This is a genomic window from Deinococcus alpinitundrae, from assembly GCF_009982895.1.
Classification (GTDB): Bacteria; Deinococcota; Deinococci; order Deinococcales; family Deinococcaceae; genus Deinococcus; species Deinococcus alpinitundrae.
Genome location: NZ_WXZL01000031.1, coordinates 17860 through 34650, shown reverse-complemented (window position 1 = coordinate 34650; position 16791 = coordinate 17860). Strand labels below are relative to the sequence as shown.

Sequence of the window (16791 nt, the reverse complement as noted above, 5' to 3'; positions counted from 1 at the left end):
CGAGGTGCGCCTCGCGGAGTTATTTCTAGAAATGAATCAGCTGAATGCCGTTCACGACGCACTTTTTTGCATGAAACTATAAACCGCAACATCTCAGTCACCCAAGCCCTGCTGTGTACGGACCTTCTGCTGACCGCGCTGCAGATCCTCGAGTCCTTCGTGCAGCGCTGGCAGCTCGAAGTGACCTTCGAAGAGGTGGCATATCTGGAATACTGCCCGGCGGGCAACGTCCCCGGCCGAACGCGCTCGTCGCCGGGATGGGCTCGGCAACCGTACAGCCCACCTCAATGTCCATCGGTCCGTCCATGTCAATCACATGTAGACGCAAAAAGAAAGGCCCAGCGTCGGTCGCGCCCTGCAACTTCACCCATGTGCGCAGTTCTTTCAGGACCTGATCCACGACGGCGGACATGCCTTTGAACGGCGTGATCTTACGAATGTCCAGAGAGTGTTGCTCACCCCGGGAATGGATGCTTGGTTTCCCGATGTACTGTCGTTCCTGTGGGGCTTGCTCAGCATGTGCGGCTTCAGGGCGATGAAGAGAGCGTGTTGCCATTGCAGCCTCCGGGTCGGACAAGGATCTTCGCCGGTTGTGTCGCTTTATTCAAGTCTGCAGCCATCGGTCAGGGCTTGTTTCCAGAGAGGGGGCTAGTTGGGAGGCTGCCTCACCAGGACGACGCCCAGTTTACCTGTCTCCAAATGACGCAGGTCTCAATAATGCTGAACCACCGGGTCAGCGAAAACGCCTTCGTCCCTCTCCCCAAACCATCCTTGAAATCGCCTAGTAATTCGTTTGCCGCCCGTCCTCATAAAATCTGTCAGGCCGCCAGACTGCGTCATAGCAAGTGCTGCCGAAAAAATTCTGGCCACTTGATCACGGCAGCCTGAGCGCTTACGGCTGACCATCATTGATTCGGTGGTCTGAAGTTCAGATCGCCGCCTGGTAGGGTTGGCTTGGCTGACGTTGAGTTGCCAGAACCGCTTTTCTCCCCATGGACGTAAAAAAGCACGAAGTGTCACCTGCAAGCTCTAGAGCTACCAGGCCACGGGGCCGAAGCGGTCGATGAAGCGTCCGGTACCTGCATCCGCGTCCTCGGTCGCCAGAGTGATGATGGCGTCCGTCCCCTCGGTCACTGTCTGAGGACCGCTGTGGCCGTTCAGATCGGTGGCTGTGTAACCAGGATCCACTGCGTTGAAGCGGACCCTGGGCAGTGCCTTGGCATACTGGGTGGTGAGCATCGTCACCGCCGCTTTGGAAGCGGTATAAAGCGGCACGGAGATTTGCCCCTCAATTCTCGAGGGATCGTGGGTCAGGGCAAATGATCCCAGACCACTGCTGACGTTGATCACCACCGGGTGCTCAGCGCGCTGGAGGAGCGGCAGAAAGGCGTGGGTGGTGCGTACAATCCCGGCGACATTGGTGTTGAAAATCTCCACGGCTTCTGAGCCGACCAGCTGATCTGCCGGGGCGTGCGAACCGGTGATGCCAGCATTGTTGATCAGTACGTCCAGGTGACTCTCATGAGCCGTGATGTCGGCGGCAGCACTGCTGACCGAGGTGTCGTCGGAAACATCAATCTGTACAAAGCGAACGCCGAGTCGAGCGGCGGCGTCCTGACCGCGTTGTGCGTCGCGGGCACCAAGAATAACGGTATGACCGAGGTCTTTAAGACGGCGGGCCGTCTCGAAGCCGAGGCCCTTGTTCGCTCCGGTAATGAAGGTAATCGTCATGGGGAGAGTCTGGATCATCGGAGCGGCGCTGCCCAGGGACCGCTCAGCCGTAGGACTGTCATTCCTACACTTCTGGCCCTTGACAGGCAGCAATACCATCCTGGGCATGACAGAAGAAACCAGCTTGGCGACGACCCTGCGCATCTGGCGCGAACGGCTGACCCCTACGGAGGCTGGTCTGCCTGCCCACACCTCGCGGCGGACCGTGGGGTTGCGCCGTGAGGAGCTTGCCGAGCTGGCCGGTCTTTCCGTGGATTACGTCGTGCGGCTGGAGCAGGGGAGAGCGACTGCACCTTCCAGCTCAGTGGTGGCGGCGCTGGCGGCGGCCCTGCAGCTCACTCAAGTCGAGCGAGATCACCTTTACCGCCTTGCTGGTCTGCGTCCTCCGGTGGACCGCTTCATCAGCGACCACCTCTCGCCCGGCGTTCAACGGCTGCTGACGCGTCTGGGCGACGTCCCTCTGTCTGTCTTCGCGGCGGACTGGCAGCAGCTGTGGTGGAACCAGAGCTGGGCCGCGCTGATCGGTGATCCCTCTGAGGTGGCCCCGGAAGCCCGTAACTTTGCTGTTTCACGCTTCCCAGTGCCGGGAGACGGCGGCTGGAGAGAGGCGTGGCCCGTTCACGTCAGGAACCTGGAGGCGTCTCAGCGCGCGTTGGCCGCCGACCTGAGACAGGTCAGCGCGCAGTATCCGGAGGACCCGCGTTTGAAGCGTCTGCTGCACCGGCTGATTGAAGGAAATGCAAAGTTCGCCGCACTCTGGCGGGCAGGTGCCGTCGGGGAGCACGTCGAGGATCGTAAGGTCGTCAAGCATCCTATCGTGGGCGACGTGCAGGTGGACTGTGACGTCTTGTCTGTGGGCGATACCGGTCTCAGAATCGTAGTTCTGACGGCGGAGGCGGGCAGCGAGGATGCCCGCAAGATCGAGCGGGCGCGTAACATGTTGTTCTCAGTCACAGTGTAGAGCACGTGTCGCAATAGAGCTTTGGGAGAAGTGTGTTTGAACCAGTGTCGAATATCCACGTTCGATACTAGACCTCTTGCGAAAGTCATGATTGGCAGGCTCGCGTAAGGTTGCAGAGGGCTGCGATCAGCTGAACTCGGAGGGCGAAACGACGACGTCGATGGCGATACACGCCCTTCAGCACGCGAAAGACTTTCATGCGACGAATCACGTGCTCTCTGCTCTGGCGGGGATAAGCCAGCTCCCGGTTCTCCTAACGCTGTTCAGCAGAGAGAAGCGACGCCCGCGTTGCCTTGATCACCTGCGTCCCCGATCAAAGCCGTGTCGTGGGGGAAGCGCACGCCAGACTGACGGAAGAGCTTGAGGTCATGAACCGCCCTAGCACTTGTCGCTGTGCCCAGGATCCGCTGCGTCACGGTACAGATGAGCAGCTGGAACTTCAGTGTGTGCTGCTTTTTCTTGCCGCTGTACCAGCGGCGCTGCTTTTTTTGGGTCGTTCGCATGGGACTTCGGAGGCATCGACTGCGACGATGCTGTAGACGATCAGCGCTGCCTGAAACACGCGCTTTTTGGGCATCTGGAACTGTGCACTGGCGATCAGCGCTGCCTCAACACGTTCCACCGTGCGGTGCACGGTGGCTTCATGGACAGGACACCCCAGTCATTGCCCAAGTGCGCAAACGTACAGTATTCACGCCAAAATTCTAGACTCATCAGAAGCTGTTCAGCGCCGCTGGGCGGCCAGATTTCTTCTTGCGTCCCTCTTGTTCATTCAGGACAGCCTCCATCTCGGCGAAGGTCTCAGGATACACCCCAGTGCGTCGACGGAACTGCTTGCGGTTCATCTTCAACGTGCGGGTCAGGCGTGCTCGCTCCACCCCATAAGCTTAGCCTTCGACTTTCGCAAGAGGTCTACCGAATTCAGGGTGATTTCAATAAGACCGTGGAGCGCTGTTGCGGTATTCCACCGTGAGGGCAACGGTGAGGAAGAGGACACCCAAGGTGAGGCGGCAGATGGAAACGAAAAGCGTCTTAAACCGCGACTTCCGTGCCATCGTCCACAAGCTGAAGGTCAGCCTGACCGTTGAAGAGAGAACGGACGCGGCTGACGCTTTCCTTCGCCTGCGCGCCGCTACAGTGACGGATATGCCCGAACTGTCCTCACCGCCCGCTCCCACCGCGCTGATCGTGGAGGATGACCCAGCCATCGGCGAGCTGCTGGAACTGGGTTTCGGGTATGAGGGCTTTACCACCGTGCGTGCTCGTTCAGGTGGCGAGGCGCTGGAACAGTTCGCCCGCGCCCGCCCCGACGTGATCATTCTGGACTTGGGCCTGTCGGGTCTAGACGGCAGCGTCGTGCTACGCGCCGTGCGCGAACGCGGCGAGACGCCAGTACTGGTGCTCACGGCCCGCGACGGCGTGGATGAACGGATCAATCATCTTCAGGCCGGAGCCGACGATTACCTGGTCAAGCCCTTCGTGTTCGGTGAGCTGATGGCCCGCGTGCGTGCCGTGCTGCGCCGTTCCCAGCCACAGTCCAGCCATGTCCTCCAGTACGCTGATCTCCAGCTCGATGCCCATCTGCGAGAGGCGCGGCGGGCCGGGCGGGTGCTTGAACTCAGCCCGCGTGCCCTGGAGGTGCTGGAAACCTTTCTACGCTACCCACAGCGGGTGCTGTCCAAGACGGCACTGCTGGACAGCGTGTGGGGCGCGGGCTTCATGGGCGACGACAACATCGTGGAGGTTTACGTGCGTCAGCTCCGCCGCACGCTGGGCTCCCCGGAACTGCTGCATACCGTGCGCGGCTCCGGGTATGTCCTGCGCCTGCGGGAACCGGAATCGTCTTGAGCCTGCGCGGGCGCTTGCTGGGGGTGCTGCTGGGGGTGCTGCTGGCAGTCCTATTACCGCTGGGACTCTATCTGAATGCCCGGATCGGTAGCTTCGCCCAGGAACAGGCGGGCCGCGTGCTGGCCGGTCAACTGGCGGTGGTGGCCCGTGATCAGGAGAGGAGTGCGGTGGGTGGAGATGAGCTGACCCTGTTGCAGTACGAGGTCTTCAGCTTGGCGCTGTCCAGCGGCACCTGGGGCTTGATCGTGACGCCCCAGCAGACGTTATTTTCCGACAGCGGCGCGCATCCCAGCCCGCCTACTAAAACCGTACAGGCCGTGTTGGACAGTGGAATGGGTCAATGGAACGGGCTGCAACTGGCCCGTGCGGGCGACGCCGTGATCGGTCTGGCTGTGCGCCAGGATGAGGTCAGCGCTTTGCGCGGCGACGTGGTGCGAACCTATGCGCTGGGTGCGGCACTGGCGTTCGTCCTGGCAGCAATTGTTGGAGCGGCGCTGTTGCGCCTGGGATTGACGCCCCTCCGTGCGATGGCGCGGCGCAGCGCGGGCCTGACGGCGGCCTCACTGTCTGAACGTCTGTCTGTTCCCCAGGCCCGCGACGAGGTGCAGATGCTGGCCCTGAGCCTGAACGCCATGCTGGCCCGGCTGGAAGACGCTTTTTTCCGGCTGGAAGCTGCCGAGGAGCGCACGCGCCAGTTCTCCGCCGACGCTAGCCACGAGCTGAGAACGCCGATCACAGCCTTGAGTGCGGGCCTGGAACTGCTGGAAAAGGTAGGCGACGATCCGGCGGCGCGCACCCGTCTGCTGATCAGCTTGCGCCGCGAGGCCCGGCGCGCCGGACGGCTGGTGGGCGATCTTCTTCAGCTCAACCGGCTGGAGGCAGGCGAACCGCTGCACCCCGAACAGCTTGACCTGAACGTCCTGCTGGGTAACCTGGCCCGCACAGCGGCAGACCTGGCGCCACAGGTGACGGTACGCGCCGAGGTTGAAGCCGCAGAAATCTGGGCCGACCGCGCTCGGCTGGAAGACGCTCTGTGGAACCTGATCCGTAATGCGGTGGCCGCCTCGCCTTCCGGTAGTGAGATCGTGCTGTGGAGCAGAAACCATGGAGCGGGTGTCGAGCTGGGCGTCCGCAATCCGGGCGAACTGAGTGCTGAGCTGCTGCCACGCCTGTTTGACCGCTTCGTGCGTGGTCAAGGTCCTGGCGACCGTCCCTCCAGCGAGGGCAGTGGTCTGGGTCTCGCCATTGTCCGGGCCACCGCTCTGGCCCACGGCTGGGACGTGCTGGCCCGCAATCTGCCGGGCGGCGAGGTGGAGGTGGGTCTAAGCCTACCCAGCATTCAGCCCGCATTCAGCTCGACCCCCTGAAGCGTTCAGCCTGCACGAATAGCTTTGCTCCTGAAGGGCGGACATTTCCATCACACCACCCCGAAGGAGTCACCATGAACGCACCCATCCAAATAGCCAAGGCCCGCAACATTGTCATGATCGCCGCCCTGCTGAGCCTGGGAGCCAGCGCCCTGGCCGGTGGCACAGGACCGACCACCATCGGGCAGGTTGCGCCAGTGCAGCCGCTCGCACCGCAGACCGCCGCACCCCAGGCTCCACTTCAGGGCCAGGTCGCCCCGGTGCCCGGTGACCGACCTGCCCCGCCCACTCCCGGTCGGAAGGGCCCGCGTCGTGGACCTGGTCCGCGTCCCCTCGCGCCCAGTCAGGCTCCTGCCGGTCAGATGACCTTGTGCAGGGCAGATACAGACGGTGCGAACGCGTCCATGCCGCATGCCCACGGCAACTCCATGAATTCCCCTGTACCCGGCCAACCCGTACCTGGTGGCCCTAGAGCTGGCGGTCCCAAGGCTGCCGCCGCACCGCATACCCGTCCCACACCTGCTCAGACGGCTGCTCAGCCCACGCTCCCCACTCCCGGCGGCACCACTGCCGCTCCCACGCCTCCAGCACCCAAGATAGGGGCCAACATGATGAACAAGGGAGGACCGAATGGCAAGGGCATGGGGAAAGGAATCGCCTGCCCACCGATGCCGAAGGCGATAGGTCAGGCTGCGCCGAACGTTGCCGCACTCCAGCAAGCTGCACCTGCAGCCCGTGATCTGCGCCGCCTGGATGCTCTGGCCGCGCAGACCACCGACGCCCGCGTTCGCGGTTACCTGAACGACGCCCGCACCTACCTCCAGAGTGCCAACAGAGCGAAGCAGAAAGCAGGTCGCGATTTGCTTCACGCCGCCGAAGCACTGACCGGGGGCGACCAGACGCCCCGGCGCTGAGCGCTTCCCCTGCCCCAGGGGTCAGTGGGGCGTCACCTCCCTGCTCTAGAATCTGAAGTGCGCCGGATACCCTGAACAGAACACCCCGGGGGTCTGGACGCACTTCTCTGTCTTTTTCCTTCTTTCGATGGAGCGTTCCTGTGCGAACCCTGCTGCTGACTGCCCTGCTATTGAGCGTACCGTTCTCTGCGGCGGCGCAGGGCAGGCCCCCGCACAAACCACCGCCGCCACCGCAAGCTGAACTGGAGGGTTTCGCGGAGGCGGCAGGCTACCTGACGCGGGCGAGGGCCACCGTGGTGACGCTCACGCCTGGCATGCCTCAGGTGCAGAAAACGCCGGGCGGGCCGCGTCTGGCCGTGCCGCTGCTTTACATGGACAAAGTGGTGGCGCGGGCCTTCGTCAGCGAGACTGGGCAACTCGTGCCGCGCGGGCAGGAAAGCATGCTGGCGACAGGGAAGTTGCTGCAGGCCGGGGCGCAAGATCAGCTCAGGGCACAGGTGGCGTCCCTGACGGTATCGAGCCTGGCGCGCGTGATGGGGCCCCAGATCTACTGCTACCTGCTGATCGACGCCCAGGTGGTCACCGAACTGCACTTCGACCGCAAGACCGGACAACTGCTGGAAGACCGGGGGCCGCCCAAGCGGGGCGATAAAAAAGGGCCGGGGCCGGGAAAGCCGTAAGTCGGCTTCCCGGTTTACTTTTGGAGTCAGCTAGGCTAGATCATTAACCCAATCGCCACCAACAGCGCCAGTAGAGCAGCGATCGACACCGGTGGAATGGTCAGCAGACCAAGGCGTAGGTACTACTCGTCTCACGACAACTCCACGCCCTTCTGCCTAAAGTGCGTTTTGAAACTCGCTCTAGTGGGATTCAAAACGCTGCTAAACGGCGGACCATCAGGCGAATCATGACTTGGTAGACGAGGTTCTCCGATGTCGCGGGGAGTGCTTCAAAGCCCCGACTCATTCGTCTGGATTTCCCTCACCAAGCGAAGGTGCGCTTAACAATCCAGCGCCGCTTCAGCATGACGAAGCCGCCGTCGTCGCCTCGAGAACCACCGGCCTCGGTGGTCCGCACTGATTGGCGATCAATGATGGCCGCGCTTGGCGTGGGATCACGACCCAGCGCCACACGGACCCGTTCTCGCAAGGTCGTATGGCGTTGTTCCCACCGCCCAGCAATACGCCAGTTCCGGTGATATCCATAAACCGTTTCCCAGGGTGGAAGATCATGTGGCATCAGTCGCCAAGCATTCCCTCCCCGCAGAACATAGAACATCCCATCCAAAATGTCGCGGAGCGACCACATTCGCGGTCGCCCTGTTTGGCATGGCTGCGGTAAGAGGGGTTCCGGCACGGCCCATTCCTCATCGCTCAAATCACTGCTGTACGTCCGGCGCGTCATTCATCAGCCTACAGCCGCATCCTCTGGACTTTCAAAACGCACTTTAAGTAGGTTCAGCCACAGCGTGGCTAGGCTGCCGATCGACGTCGGCTTGGGGTCGATATCGGCGGCCACCACGTTGGCATAGACCATCAGTTCACGCAGGTCAGGCGGCACGTTGCTGACTTCCTGAAGGCTGAGCGTGTTGATCAGCACGGCAAGCAGGTTGTTGGTGAGGGCCGAGAGTGCCGCAATGACGTCATGTGTCCCGAACACGGTGGCCGCCACCCCATGCACCGCAAAGCTTTCAAGCAGCCCGTCCAGCCAAACCGTGGGTCCTGCATCTTGAGAGCGTAGACCATCAGATACATGCCTCGCGATAATAGACCACGTCCCACGGCCCGGCCCGCAACACCGGCACCGGCCCCTAACGCTCCCCGGCGTTCCTAGCCGGCCACACGCAGGAGTACAGCGGCGATTACCAGCGCTCCGGCACTCACCAGCACGCCTAGTTTAGGTGCGAGGAAAAACCCGGCCAGCAGCGCCGCCATCAGCCCAGCGCCCGCTCAGCAGGTGTGGGGGCTAGCAGCGCGGACTGCGGTAGCGGCAACGCACTGAGGACACAGATCGCAGGCCAGGAATGGCGAAACATCAGCCATAGCACGCCCAGACTCACCGTCACACCCACCATATTGACCGGCTCCATAATGGCGACCCACCACGCAAAGGGCGGCCCGAACAGATCGGCGCTGATGATGTTGGTGAGATTGGAGGTGGCCAGTGGCAGGCTGGTTATCTCCACCTCTAAGCTCAGTGCTAGCCATGCTTAGAGAGCATCGTGCTCTGGGGAGGTTGGTCGGAGCAGGGCCTCGAAATTCTCCCGTGTAATGTGATCGAAATCGACGGGTACCACCTTGCCTGAGAATTGAAGTCCCCGCTCGGCGGCGGCGGTCATCATCACTTCCCATAACGCTTCATGGTCCGCAAGCGTGACGGTACCCCCGTCGAGACGAAACAACACTCCTATGACGGCCGATGACCTCGCTCCAGGTGATGCCATATCGTGATGGTAGCAGGCTGGCTCTTTGGGTGGGTCTACCTCGATCTGGTACGCCTCGTCTTCTCCCTCAGCCCCACACTGGCAGTTTGGGATACGTATATTTACCCGGACGACAAAGAGTTGATCCGGACCAGCGACGACCAGGAGATGAGCTACCGAATCGCACCCAACCCCTATCACGCTGCTCAAGTGCAATAGCTCCCCTTCCTGATTGCCTCATTGGTCGAAGAGAGCAGAGGGATCCAAAGTGCAACAACAGGTGCAGCAGTTGGCGTATTTCCCAAAACACTCCAGAATTTCCTGTAATCAAGAAACGTCGTTCCCGGCGCACTCTAGATACTCTAAGATCATCTAAAATCTAGAACCTGATGAAATTGACACTGTAGACCAGAGCAGTTCAAATCTGCTCGGGTCTACCAACAAACGCTCTCCTAGAGGGCGTTTGTTGTAACCAGACAGGATCTTGCCGCATGGGGCGCGAAGGTGCTGTTCTCCTCTCGGCGGCTTCACGTCGAAGGTCTGTCAGAGCGCCGCAAGGGCTGATCTGGGAAGCTGATAGCCATGACCAGTGCGCCGCTTCCAGCCAACGAATACGCCCGGTTGCTGGACCTGGCCCGGTACGAGATTCTCGACACACCCCAGGAAGAGGCGTATGACCGCATCACCCGGCTGGCCGCCCGCCTGCTGAACGCCCCGGTGGCCTTCATCAACTTCGTGGACCAGCACCGCCAGTGGAGCAAGGCCGCCAGCGGTCCGGGCGATACCACCGCGCCGCGCTGCGACTCCGTGTGCGCCTGGACCATCCTGGGCTCAGAGCCGATGGTGATCGAGAACGCCCACGCCGATCCGCGCTTCGCCCACAACCCGATGGTTACGGGCGCGCCGTACATTCACATGTACGCGGGCGCGCCCCTGACCACTCCGGCAGGCCACCGCATCGGCACGCTCTGCGTCACCGATCACCAGCCGCACCCGCTGACAGCGGACGACCTCGCTGTGTTGCAGGATCTGGCCGCGCTGGTAGTGGGCGAACTGGAGCTGCGGACGCGCACCCTGGAATTGAGCCGTGAACTCGATGCCCAGACCCGCCGCAACGCCGATTTGAAGCGCGGTCTGGACCACGCCCAGGTGCTGGAAGGCATCGCCGGGCTGATCGACCTCGACCTGACGCCCGAAGAGATGACCCTCAACGCCTCGGCGCTGCTGGCTGGTGCGCTCAACACCGACCATGTGGGCCTGCTGATCTTCGAGGCGGCGGGCCTGCGGGTGGTGGCCGCGCACCAGCACGCCCGGCTTGCCCAGCCGACCAGCGGAGAGTCCGAGGTCCCGTCCGACTGGTCCGACTCGGTCACCTGGTCGCTGAAGACCCTGACCCAGCCGCTTTATGTGAACGATTATCCAGGTCATCCGGGGGCCTCCAAGTCTGGCGTGGACGGCGGTGTGGAGCAGGTCGCTTGGTTGCCGCTCGGCACGCGCGGCGGCGTCACCTCACTGCTGATGGCGGTGCGGCTGCGCGGCAATCCGGTGTCCCACTGGCGCGGCAGTGACCGCGCGCTGCTCAAAGCGGCGGGGCGCAGTGTCCGCAGTACCCTGGACCGCCGAATGGAAGTTGAACACAACCGTCAGGAAGCCCGGCAGGACACGCTGACCGGGCTGCTCAATCGCCGGGCGCAGGAGGGTATGCCCTTTCTTCTAGCTGGGTTGGACCTCGACGGCCTTAAGGCGCTCAACGATCTGGAGGGCCATGCCCAGGGCGATAAGCTGCTGCAGGTCTTCGCCAAGACCCTCAAAGTGACCCTGGGTGATGCGGGCGAGGTGTACCGGCTGGGCGGCGACGAGTTTATCGTGATGGGCCGCATCAATGAGGACACTGTTTTGGAGGCGGTGGACACGGCGGTGCTGGCCGCCCGTCAGGTGGGCGCGCTGCGTGGAGCCAGCCTGGGCGTCGCCCACAGCAGTGAGGGCGCGGGTGCGGCGCTGCTGGTCCTGGCCGACGAGCGGATGTACGCGGTCAAGCGGCGGCGACAGGCCGCGCGTCAGCAGGCTGAAGTCAATTCCTAATTCTGCGCCTCAGTGCGCCGCCGCTTTGGCCGGGCGCAGGTGTAGGCCCGCCACGATGACGCCGCCCAGCAGCACGCCCACCAGGGCAGAACCCAGCGTTTCGATGACCCACTCGGCGGCGGCCTCTGCGAAGGGAACGGCGTGACCGGCGGCCAGGGCCAGCTCGTGCAGGGTGTGGGCAGGCCAGCTCAGCCCGAACTTGTCGAGGCCGTCCACGATGATATGGCCGCCGACCCACAGCATCGCTGCCGTGCCGATCACCGATAGGGCCGACATGACCACTGGCATGCCCCTGACCAGACCGCGCCCGATCGCCTGTGCTCCCCGCGAGCCGCCGCGAGTCAGCTTCAGGCCGAAATCGTCGGTCTTGACGATCAACCCCACCACGCCGTAAACCAACGCCGTGATCATCAGAGCCACCAGCACCAGAATCAGGGCGCGGGCAAAGAACGCTTGATCAGCCACCTCGGCCAGCGAGATCGCCATGATCTCCGCCGACAAAATGAAGTCGGTGCGAATCGCGCCCGACACCATCTGCTGTTCGTGCTCGGCGCTGCCGAGCTTGAGGACCGCTTCCTCGCCCGCCTCGGCATGGCTCCAGATGGCCTCATAGAGCTTCTCGGCTCCCTCGAAACACAGGTACGCGCCGCCCACCATCAGCAGCGGGTTGAGCGCCCAGGGCAGAAACTGGCTGAGCAGCAGCGCAGCGGGCAAAATAAACACGATCTTGTTTTTCAGTGAGCCTTTGGCGATGCGCCAGATGATCGGCAGCTCACGCTCCGGCGTGAAGCCGGTGACGTAGCGGGGCGTGACCGCCGTGTCGTCGATCACCACGCCCACGGCTTTGACGCCTGCCTTGCTGGCTGCCGCACCGATGTCGTCGACCGAGGCGGCAGCCAACTTGGCCAGCGCAGCTACGTCGTCGAGCAGCGCGACCAGGCCGCCACTCATGGAAGTCGCCCTTCGAGCGGTGCGGGGGGAAAGCTGAACATAGATCCGGGCATCATCAGGCTTTCCAGCTTAGCAGGAGCGGGTTCGCTGCTGCGCTGAGCTGCACCGCCCGGCGGGCTGCCGAACCTTCCGGCGAACGGTACCCGGCCCAAAATGAAAAAACCCCGTCATGGACGAGGTTTATCATATCTGGCTCGGCAGGTAGGGGTCGAACCTACGACCATTCGATTAACAGTCGAACGCTCTGCCACTGAGCTACTGCCGAACATGCTGAGGTGCAAATCACGGCGCAGGCCGCAACTTCAGCGAGAGGAAGGATAGCAGCCCCCGCCCGAAGGTGCAAGCCCCCGCTGGGCACGCAGGCCCGGCGCTAAGCTTGCGGACATGCCGATTCCTGCCACTGCCAATCTCTGCGACGCCTTTTCCGAAGTGCAGGTCTCCGCGCCCATCTGGCGTGATTACGGCGGCCTGATCCGTTTCGCCGGCCTCGCCGTGACTTTGAGGGTGCCGCAGGACAATGCGCTGGCGCGGGCCGAACTCCAGACGCCGGGCCAGGGCCGGGTGCTGGTGATCGACGCGGGCGGCTCCCTAGAATGCGCCCTGGTGGGCGGCCAACTGGCCAGTCTCGGTGTGCAGAACGGCTGGGCCGGAATTGTCATTCACGGCTGCGTGCGCGACACAGCCGAACTCGGCGGCCAGCGGCTGGGCGTCAAGGCGCTGGCCACTCACCCGCGCCGCAGCGGCAAGGCGGGCGGGGGAGAGCGTGAGGTGACACTCCGGTTCGCGGGAATGACCATCAACCCCGGCGACTGGCTCTATGCCGACGAGGACGGGCTGATCGTTTCGGCGCGTGAACTGGCGCTTCCGAAAAGCTGAACGCCGCTAACCACGCGCCCGGTACAGCTTGGCGGGCCGCCCCGCCGCGCCGTAGTGGTGGGCCAGTTCGGCCTGACCACTTTTCACCAGAAATTCCAGGTAGCGCCAGGCGGTGACCCGGCTCAGGCCCACCCGCGTGCCCACATCCTCGGCGCTGAGGGCCTCGGGCAACGCACCGTGCAGGGTGGCCGCGACCCGCTCCAGGGTGTGTGGGTCCACGCCCTTGGGCAAGGCTGCCTCGCTGCCCGGGCCAAGGCCCCGGAAGCGGTCAAGGTCGGCCTGACTGAAGGCGTCCTGGGTCAGCCGGGCGCGGAGTCGGTGACGCGCCACCGCCTCGGCCAGTCGCGAGCCGCCGAACGGCTTGATCAGGTAATCGAGCACCCCGTAGGCCAGCGCGCCGCGCACGGTGGCCTCGTCGCCTGCCGCCGTGACCATCACCACGTCCACCCACTCGCCCGCCGCGCGCCAGGTCCGCAGCAGCTCGGCCCCGCTGCCGTCGGGCAGCTGCACGTCGAGCAGCACCAGATCGGGTTCCAGGGCGCGCAGCAGTTCGCTCGCCTGGGCACAACTCGCTGCCGTGCCGACCACGTGCACACCCTCGTCACGCTCCAACCACTCGCGGTTGACGCGCGCCACCCGCAGATCGTCCTCGACCAGCAAGACCCGCACTGCGCCGGAGGTCACGGCGTTTCCAGCGGCGGCAGGCTGACCTGAAAAACGGTGGTAGACCCGCGCCGGAAGACCCGCACCGCGCCGCCCAGGTCCTCGACCCGCGCGCGTACGTTGGCCAGGCCATGCCCGCGCCCCTCGCCCTTGCTGCTCACCCCGCGCCCGAACACGCTGGGCTGCATGGCTGCCGTCACGCCGGGGCCGCTATCCTGCACCTCGATCTGAAGGCCGTCGGGGTCCTCGCCGATGCTGAGGACGACCTCGCCCGCCTGCCCCGAGAGCGCCTCGAAGGCGTTCTGAATCAGGTTGCCCAGAATGGTGACCAGCGCGCCTGCGTGCCGCTCCCAGCGCGGCGAGAGCGCAGACTGTGGCTCCACGCTGAAGCTGACGCCCAGTTCCTGCGCCCGCCCACGCTGCCCGAACAGCAGGGCGGCCACGCGCGGCACCTGTAACTCGCGGGTCAGCTCCCGGAAATCGGCGTCGGCCTCGATCTGCTCGCTCAGCAGGCGACGGGCCTCGCCGAAGTGCCCCAGGTGCAGCAGCCCGGAAATGACATGCAGGTGGTTGGCGTACTCGTGGCCCTGGGCGCGCAGTACCTCCACCAGCGATTTCACCTGGGTGAGTTCTTCGGCCAGCCGCAGCGCCGCGCCGCGTTCGCGGAAGGTCAGCACCTGCCCGCCGCCCGGCAGCGGCTCGGTATTGACCAGCATGCTGAAATCGCCCAGCGGCACTTCGTGGTTGTGTCGCCGGGCCGCCGGAAGCCGGGCGGCGGCGGGCCAGACCTGCGAGAGGAGTGGGCGTTGGCCGGATAGGCCCAGGGCGGCGTCGGCCTGGGCGCTGGCCAGCGTGATCTCGCCGCTCGCGCCCAACGCCAGTACACCCTCGCCCAGCGCCGAGAGCACCGCTTGATGTTCCTGCACCAGAGAGGCGATCTGTTCGGGTTCCAGACCCAGAATTTCCCGGCGCAGTTGCCGGGCGATCAGCACCGCGCCGAGCGAGCCGAGGGCAAGCGCCAGCACGAACCAGGGCACCAGCGCCGCGAGGGCCTGGCGGGTCAGCGTCCGCACCTGCGGCATCAGAAAGCCGGTCGACACCACGCCCACCACCTCACGCCCGGCCCGCACCGGCACCTTGCCGCGTACCGCCAGGCCCAGCGATCCCCGCGCCACGCTGATAATCTCCTGGCCCGAGAGCGGCCCGGCATTGTCGCCGCCTTCCATCGGTTTGCCCAGCTGCTCAGGGTTGGGGTGGGCCAACCGTAGGCCGCGCCGCTCACCCACCACGATGTAGTCTGCCCCGATTTGCCGCCGCAGCTCGTTGACCAGGGTGTTGAGTGCCGGGTCCGGCTGGCCGCGCTGGGCCGCCGCGATCACGGCGGGAAAACGCGCCACCAGCCTCGAGGCCGTCAGCGCCCGTTCGCCGAGCTGGCTGCGGGCCTGGCCGGAAAGATGGTGCACCTCGATGCCGGTCAGTAGCGCGGTCAGTACGCACAGAATCAGGATGTGCAGCGCCACCAGTCGCCCCCCGATGCCCAGCCGGGCCAGCGGCCAGCCCCAGCGCCGCAGCGGGGCTGCCATAAGGTGGGCAACACTGGAGCGGGCTGAACTGGCGTGGGTCGAACCGGCTGGAGCGGCGGGCATAGGCAAGTCACCTGGAAAGACAGCGGGCGGCGTTGGGTGGGGCGGTGGGGGAATTCGGGCCAGTCTAGAGCATGCCAGCGGCGAGCGACTTTCGTGCATTGCGTGCATTTGGTTCAGGGTCAGATTCACGAAAGTCCGCGCCAGGAGCGCGAAAACCCTTGCCTCCACACAGCATTTGCCCTAAGCTCACTGAACGCACAGTTCTACAGTTCATCGGTATTCAAGTTCGTGACCGCCTCCACTTCACCGGAGCGTCACGCCGGAGGCAACATGTCCAAACCATTGATCACGCTGGCCCTTTCCCTGTCGCTCCTCGTCGCTCCTTCCCTGGCCGCTGCCCAGAGCATCCAGAACCTGCGCATCATGGCCCCGGCCAGCCCCGGCGGCGGCTGGGACCAGACCAGCCGCTCGGTTCAAAGCGCCCTGCAAGACGCCGGGATCGTCAAGCCGGTGCAGGTGTTCAACGTGCCGGGCGCGGGCGGCACCATCGGCCTGGCGCAGCTCTACAATTCCAAGGGCGACAGCTCGCTGATGATGACGATGGGCCTGGTCATGGTCGGGGCCATTCAGACCAACAGCAGCAAGGTCGACCTCTCGCGGGTGACGCCGCTGGCCCGTCTGACTGGCGAATACGAGGTGGTCGTCGTTCCGGCCAGCAGCCCCTACAAGAACATGGGCGATCTGGTGGCGGCCTGGAAAGCCGATCCCGGCAAGGTGGCCTTCGCGGGCGGCAGTGCGGGCGGCACCGATCACATGCTGGTGGGCCTGATGGCCAAAGCCGCCGGAATTGATCCCCGCAAGATGAACTACGTGCCGTTCAGCGGCGGCGGCGAGACGCTGGCCGCCGTGTTGGGCAACCAGGTGGCGGCGGCGGTGGCGGGCTACGGCGAATTCGAGGCCCAGATCAAGGCCGGGAAGCTGCGGGCAGTGGGCATCAGCTCGGCCAAGCCCCAGGCAGGCATCGACGCGCCCACCCTCAAGTCCCAGGGCCTGAATGTGGAACTCGCCAACTGGCGCGGCATCGTGGCCCCGCCCGGGATCAGCGGCAGCCAGAAAGCGGCCCTGATCAGCGCGCTCGACAAGATGCACGCCAGCAAGGGGTGGAAAGACACCCTCGAAACCCGCAAGTGGACCGATCTGTACCTCAGCGGCTCCAAGTTCGACAACTACCTCAAGCTGGAAGCCAACCGCACGGCGGGCATTCTCAAAGACATCGGCCTGGTGAAGTAAGCACAGAAAACCGGGAAGCGGGGCGGCGAGAGCAGGGGCCGCTCCGCTTTTTGGGCGAGCGCCAGTCCTGCCTTGCGGCTCCCTGTTTCCTCTTGCCCCG

At 64.2% G+C, this 16791-nt stretch carries 17 protein-coding genes, 1 tRNA gene and 1 pseudogene; 8 read left to right on the top strand and 11 right to left on the bottom strand.

Features of this window, described 5'->3' with window-relative positions:
• Positions 1–1035 precede the first annotated feature (1035 nt).
• On the bottom strand, positions 1036–1731 hold the full coding sequence (locus GUI70_RS19495) for an SDR family NAD(P)-dependent oxidoreductase (protein WP_161883977.1): 696 nt from the start codon (positions 1729–1731) through the stop codon (positions 1036–1038).
• Positions 1732–1837: 106 nt separating this feature from the next.
• Here GUI70_RS19495 and GUI70_RS19490 point away from each other — a divergent pair, with 106 nt between their 5' ends.
• The gene (locus tag GUI70_RS19490; protein WP_161883976.1) at positions 1838–2692 is read left to right on the top strand and encodes a helix-turn-helix domain-containing protein; all 855 of its coding nucleotides are present in this window, start codon (positions 1838–1840) and stop codon (positions 2690–2692) included.
• A gap of 263 nt (positions 2693–2955) precedes the next feature.
• Here the strand turns inward: GUI70_RS19490 and GUI70_RS24550 are convergent, their stop codons facing one another.
• The 3 genes from GUI70_RS24550 to GUI70_RS24540 all read right to left on the bottom strand — a co-directional run bounded on the left by GUI70_RS24550 (position 2956) and on the right by GUI70_RS24540 (position 3570).
• On the bottom strand, positions 2956–3195 hold the full coding sequence (locus GUI70_RS24550) for a transposase family protein (RefSeq protein ID WP_237725051.1): 240 nt from the start codon (positions 3193–3195) through the stop codon (positions 2956–2958).
• The gene (locus GUI70_RS24545; protein ID WP_237725052.1) at positions 3132–3326 is read right to left on the bottom strand and encodes a hypothetical protein; all 195 of its coding nucleotides are present in this window, start codon (positions 3324–3326) and stop codon (positions 3132–3134) included. The genes GUI70_RS24550 and GUI70_RS24545 overlap by 64 nt, the downstream gene beginning before the upstream one ends.
• 79 nt (positions 3327–3405) lie before the next feature.
• On the bottom strand, positions 3406–3570 hold the full coding sequence (locus GUI70_RS24540) for a hypothetical protein (RefSeq protein WP_237725050.1): 165 nt from the start codon (positions 3568–3570) through the stop codon (positions 3406–3408).
• 268 nt (positions 3571–3838) lie between these two features.
• Here GUI70_RS24540 and GUI70_RS19475 point away from each other — a divergent pair, with 268 nt between their 5' ends.
• From GUI70_RS19475 to GUI70_RS19460, 4 genes are all read left to right on the top strand, one after another.
• The gene (locus GUI70_RS19475; RefSeq protein ID WP_161883975.1) at positions 3839–4540 is read left to right on the top strand and encodes a response regulator transcription factor; all 702 of its coding nucleotides are present in this window, start codon (positions 3839–3841) and stop codon (positions 4538–4540) included.
• On the top strand, positions 4537–5907 hold the full coding sequence (locus tag GUI70_RS19470; protein WP_161883974.1) for a sensor histidine kinase: 1371 nt from the start codon (positions 4537–4539) through the stop codon (positions 5905–5907). The genes GUI70_RS19475 and GUI70_RS19470 overlap by 4 nt, the downstream gene beginning before the upstream one ends.
• Before the next feature lie 74 nt (positions 5908–5981).
• Positions 5982–6821: a hypothetical protein gene (locus GUI70_RS19465; protein ID WP_161883973.1), complete on the top strand. Its 840-nt coding sequence runs from the start codon at positions 5982–5984 to the stop codon at positions 6819–6821.
• Positions 6822–6961: 140 nt separating this feature from the next.
• Positions 6962–7501 (top strand): hypothetical protein, encoded by a 540-nt coding sequence (locus GUI70_RS19460; protein WP_161883972.1) that lies wholly within the window; start codon positions 6962–6964, stop codon positions 7499–7501.
• Between the two features lie 190 nt (positions 7502–7691).
• Here GUI70_RS19460 and GUI70_RS19455 read toward each other — a convergent pair.
• The 3 genes and pseudogenes from GUI70_RS19455 to GUI70_RS19445 form a co-directional block, all read right to left on the bottom strand.
• Positions 7692–8225, bottom strand: a pseudogene (locus GUI70_RS19455) (transposase).
• A 3-nt stretch (positions 8226–8228) separates the two neighbouring features.
• A complete protein-coding gene (locus GUI70_RS19450; RefSeq protein ID WP_272952905.1) occupies positions 8229–8585 on the bottom strand; it encodes an ArsB/NhaD family transporter in 357 nt (118 codons plus the stop codon).
• Between the two features lie 169 nt (positions 8586–8754).
• Positions 8755–9006 carry an ArsB/NhaD family transporter gene (locus GUI70_RS19445; protein ID WP_161883971.1) on the bottom strand — a complete coding sequence of 84 codons (252 nt, stop codon included), beginning with the start codon at positions 9004–9006 and terminating at the stop codon, positions 8755–8757.
• Between the two features lie 819 nt (positions 9007–9825).
• On the opposite strand from GUI70_RS19445, the gene GUI70_RS19440 reads away from it, so the two are divergent.
• Positions 9826–11325 carry a sensor domain-containing diguanylate cyclase gene (locus tag GUI70_RS19440; RefSeq protein ID WP_161883970.1) on the top strand — a complete coding sequence of 500 codons (1500 nt, stop codon included), beginning with the start codon at positions 9826–9828 and terminating at the stop codon, positions 11323–11325.
• A 9-nt stretch (positions 11326–11334) separates the two neighbouring features.
• Here GUI70_RS19440 and GUI70_RS19435 read toward each other — a convergent pair whose 3' ends face one another.
• Together GUI70_RS19435 and GUI70_RS19430 are read right to left on the bottom strand one after the other, a co-directional pair.
• On the bottom strand, positions 11335–12276 hold the full coding sequence (locus GUI70_RS19435; RefSeq protein ID WP_161883969.1) for a DUF808 domain-containing protein: 942 nt from the start codon (positions 12274–12276) through the stop codon (positions 11335–11337).
• A gap of 190 nt (positions 12277–12466) precedes the next feature.
• Positions 12467–12541 (bottom strand) — tRNA-Asn (locus GUI70_RS19430).
• 119 nt (positions 12542–12660) lie between these two features.
• On the opposite strand from GUI70_RS19430, the gene rraA reads away from it, so the two are divergent.
• The gene (rraA, locus tag GUI70_RS19425) at positions 12661–13152 is read left to right on the top strand and encodes a ribonuclease E activity regulator RraA (RefSeq protein ID WP_161883968.1); all 492 of its coding nucleotides are present in this window, start codon (positions 12661–12663) and stop codon (positions 13150–13152) included.
• A 6-nt stretch (positions 13153–13158) separates the two neighbouring features.
• Here rraA and GUI70_RS19420 read toward each other — a convergent pair whose 3' ends face one another.
• Together GUI70_RS19420 and GUI70_RS19415 are read right to left on the bottom strand one after the other, a co-directional pair.
• Positions 13159–13836 carry a response regulator gene (locus GUI70_RS19420; protein WP_237725048.1) on the bottom strand — a complete coding sequence of 226 codons (678 nt, stop codon included), beginning with the start codon at positions 13834–13836 and terminating at the stop codon, positions 13159–13161.
• Positions 13833–15461 carry an ATP-binding protein gene (locus tag GUI70_RS19415; protein WP_237725047.1) on the bottom strand — a complete coding sequence of 543 codons (1629 nt, stop codon included), beginning with the start codon at positions 15459–15461 and terminating at the stop codon, positions 13833–13835. Before GUI70_RS19415 ends, GUI70_RS19420 begins: the two co-directional genes overlap by 4 nt.
• A 270-nt stretch (positions 15462–15731) precedes the next feature.
• Here GUI70_RS19415 and GUI70_RS19410 point away from each other — a divergent pair, with 270 nt between their 5' ends.
• The gene (locus tag GUI70_RS19410) at positions 15732–16691 is read left to right on the top strand and encodes a Bug family tripartite tricarboxylate transporter substrate binding protein (RefSeq protein ID WP_161883967.1); all 960 of its coding nucleotides are present in this window, start codon (positions 15732–15734) and stop codon (positions 16689–16691) included.
• Positions 16692–16791: the final 100 nt, after the last annotated feature.

Bases quoted from the DNA above. Each gene is read 5' to 3' on its own strand.
- GUI70_RS19495 (WP_161883977.1), bottom strand. From the start codon at position 1,731: ATGACGATTACCTTCATTACCGGAGCGAACAAGGGCCTCGGCTTCGAG.
- GUI70_RS19490 (WP_161883976.1), top strand. From the start codon at position 1,838: ATGACAGAAGAAACCAGCTTGGCGACGACCCTGCGCATCTGGCGCGAA.
- GUI70_RS24550 (WP_237725051.1), bottom strand. From the start codon at position 3,195: ATGCGAACGACCCAAAAAAAGCAGCGCCGCTGGTACAGCGGCAAGAAA.
- GUI70_RS19475 (WP_161883975.1), top strand. From the start codon at position 3,839: ATGCCCGAACTGTCCTCACCGCCCGCTCCCACCGCGCTGATCGTGGAG.
- GUI70_RS19465 (WP_161883973.1), top strand. From the start codon at position 5,982: ATGAACGCACCCATCCAAATAGCCAAGGCCCGCAACATTGTCATGATC.
- GUI70_RS19440 (WP_161883970.1), top strand. From the start codon at position 9,826: ATGACCAGTGCGCCGCTTCCAGCCAACGAATACGCCCGGTTGCTGGAC.
- GUI70_RS19435 (WP_161883969.1), bottom strand. From the start codon at position 12,276: ATGAGTGGCGGCCTGGTCGCGCTGCTCGACGACGTAGCTGCGCTGGCC.
- rraA (WP_161883968.1), top strand. From the start codon at position 12,661: ATGCCGATTCCTGCCACTGCCAATCTCTGCGACGCCTTTTCCGAAGTG.
- GUI70_RS19415 (WP_237725047.1), bottom strand. From the start codon at position 15,461: ATGCCCGCCGCTCCAGCCGGTTCGACCCACGCCAGTTCAGCCCGCTCC.
- GUI70_RS19410 (WP_161883967.1), top strand. From the start codon at position 15,732: ATGTCCAAACCATTGATCACGCTGGCCCTTTCCCTGTCGCTCCTCGTC.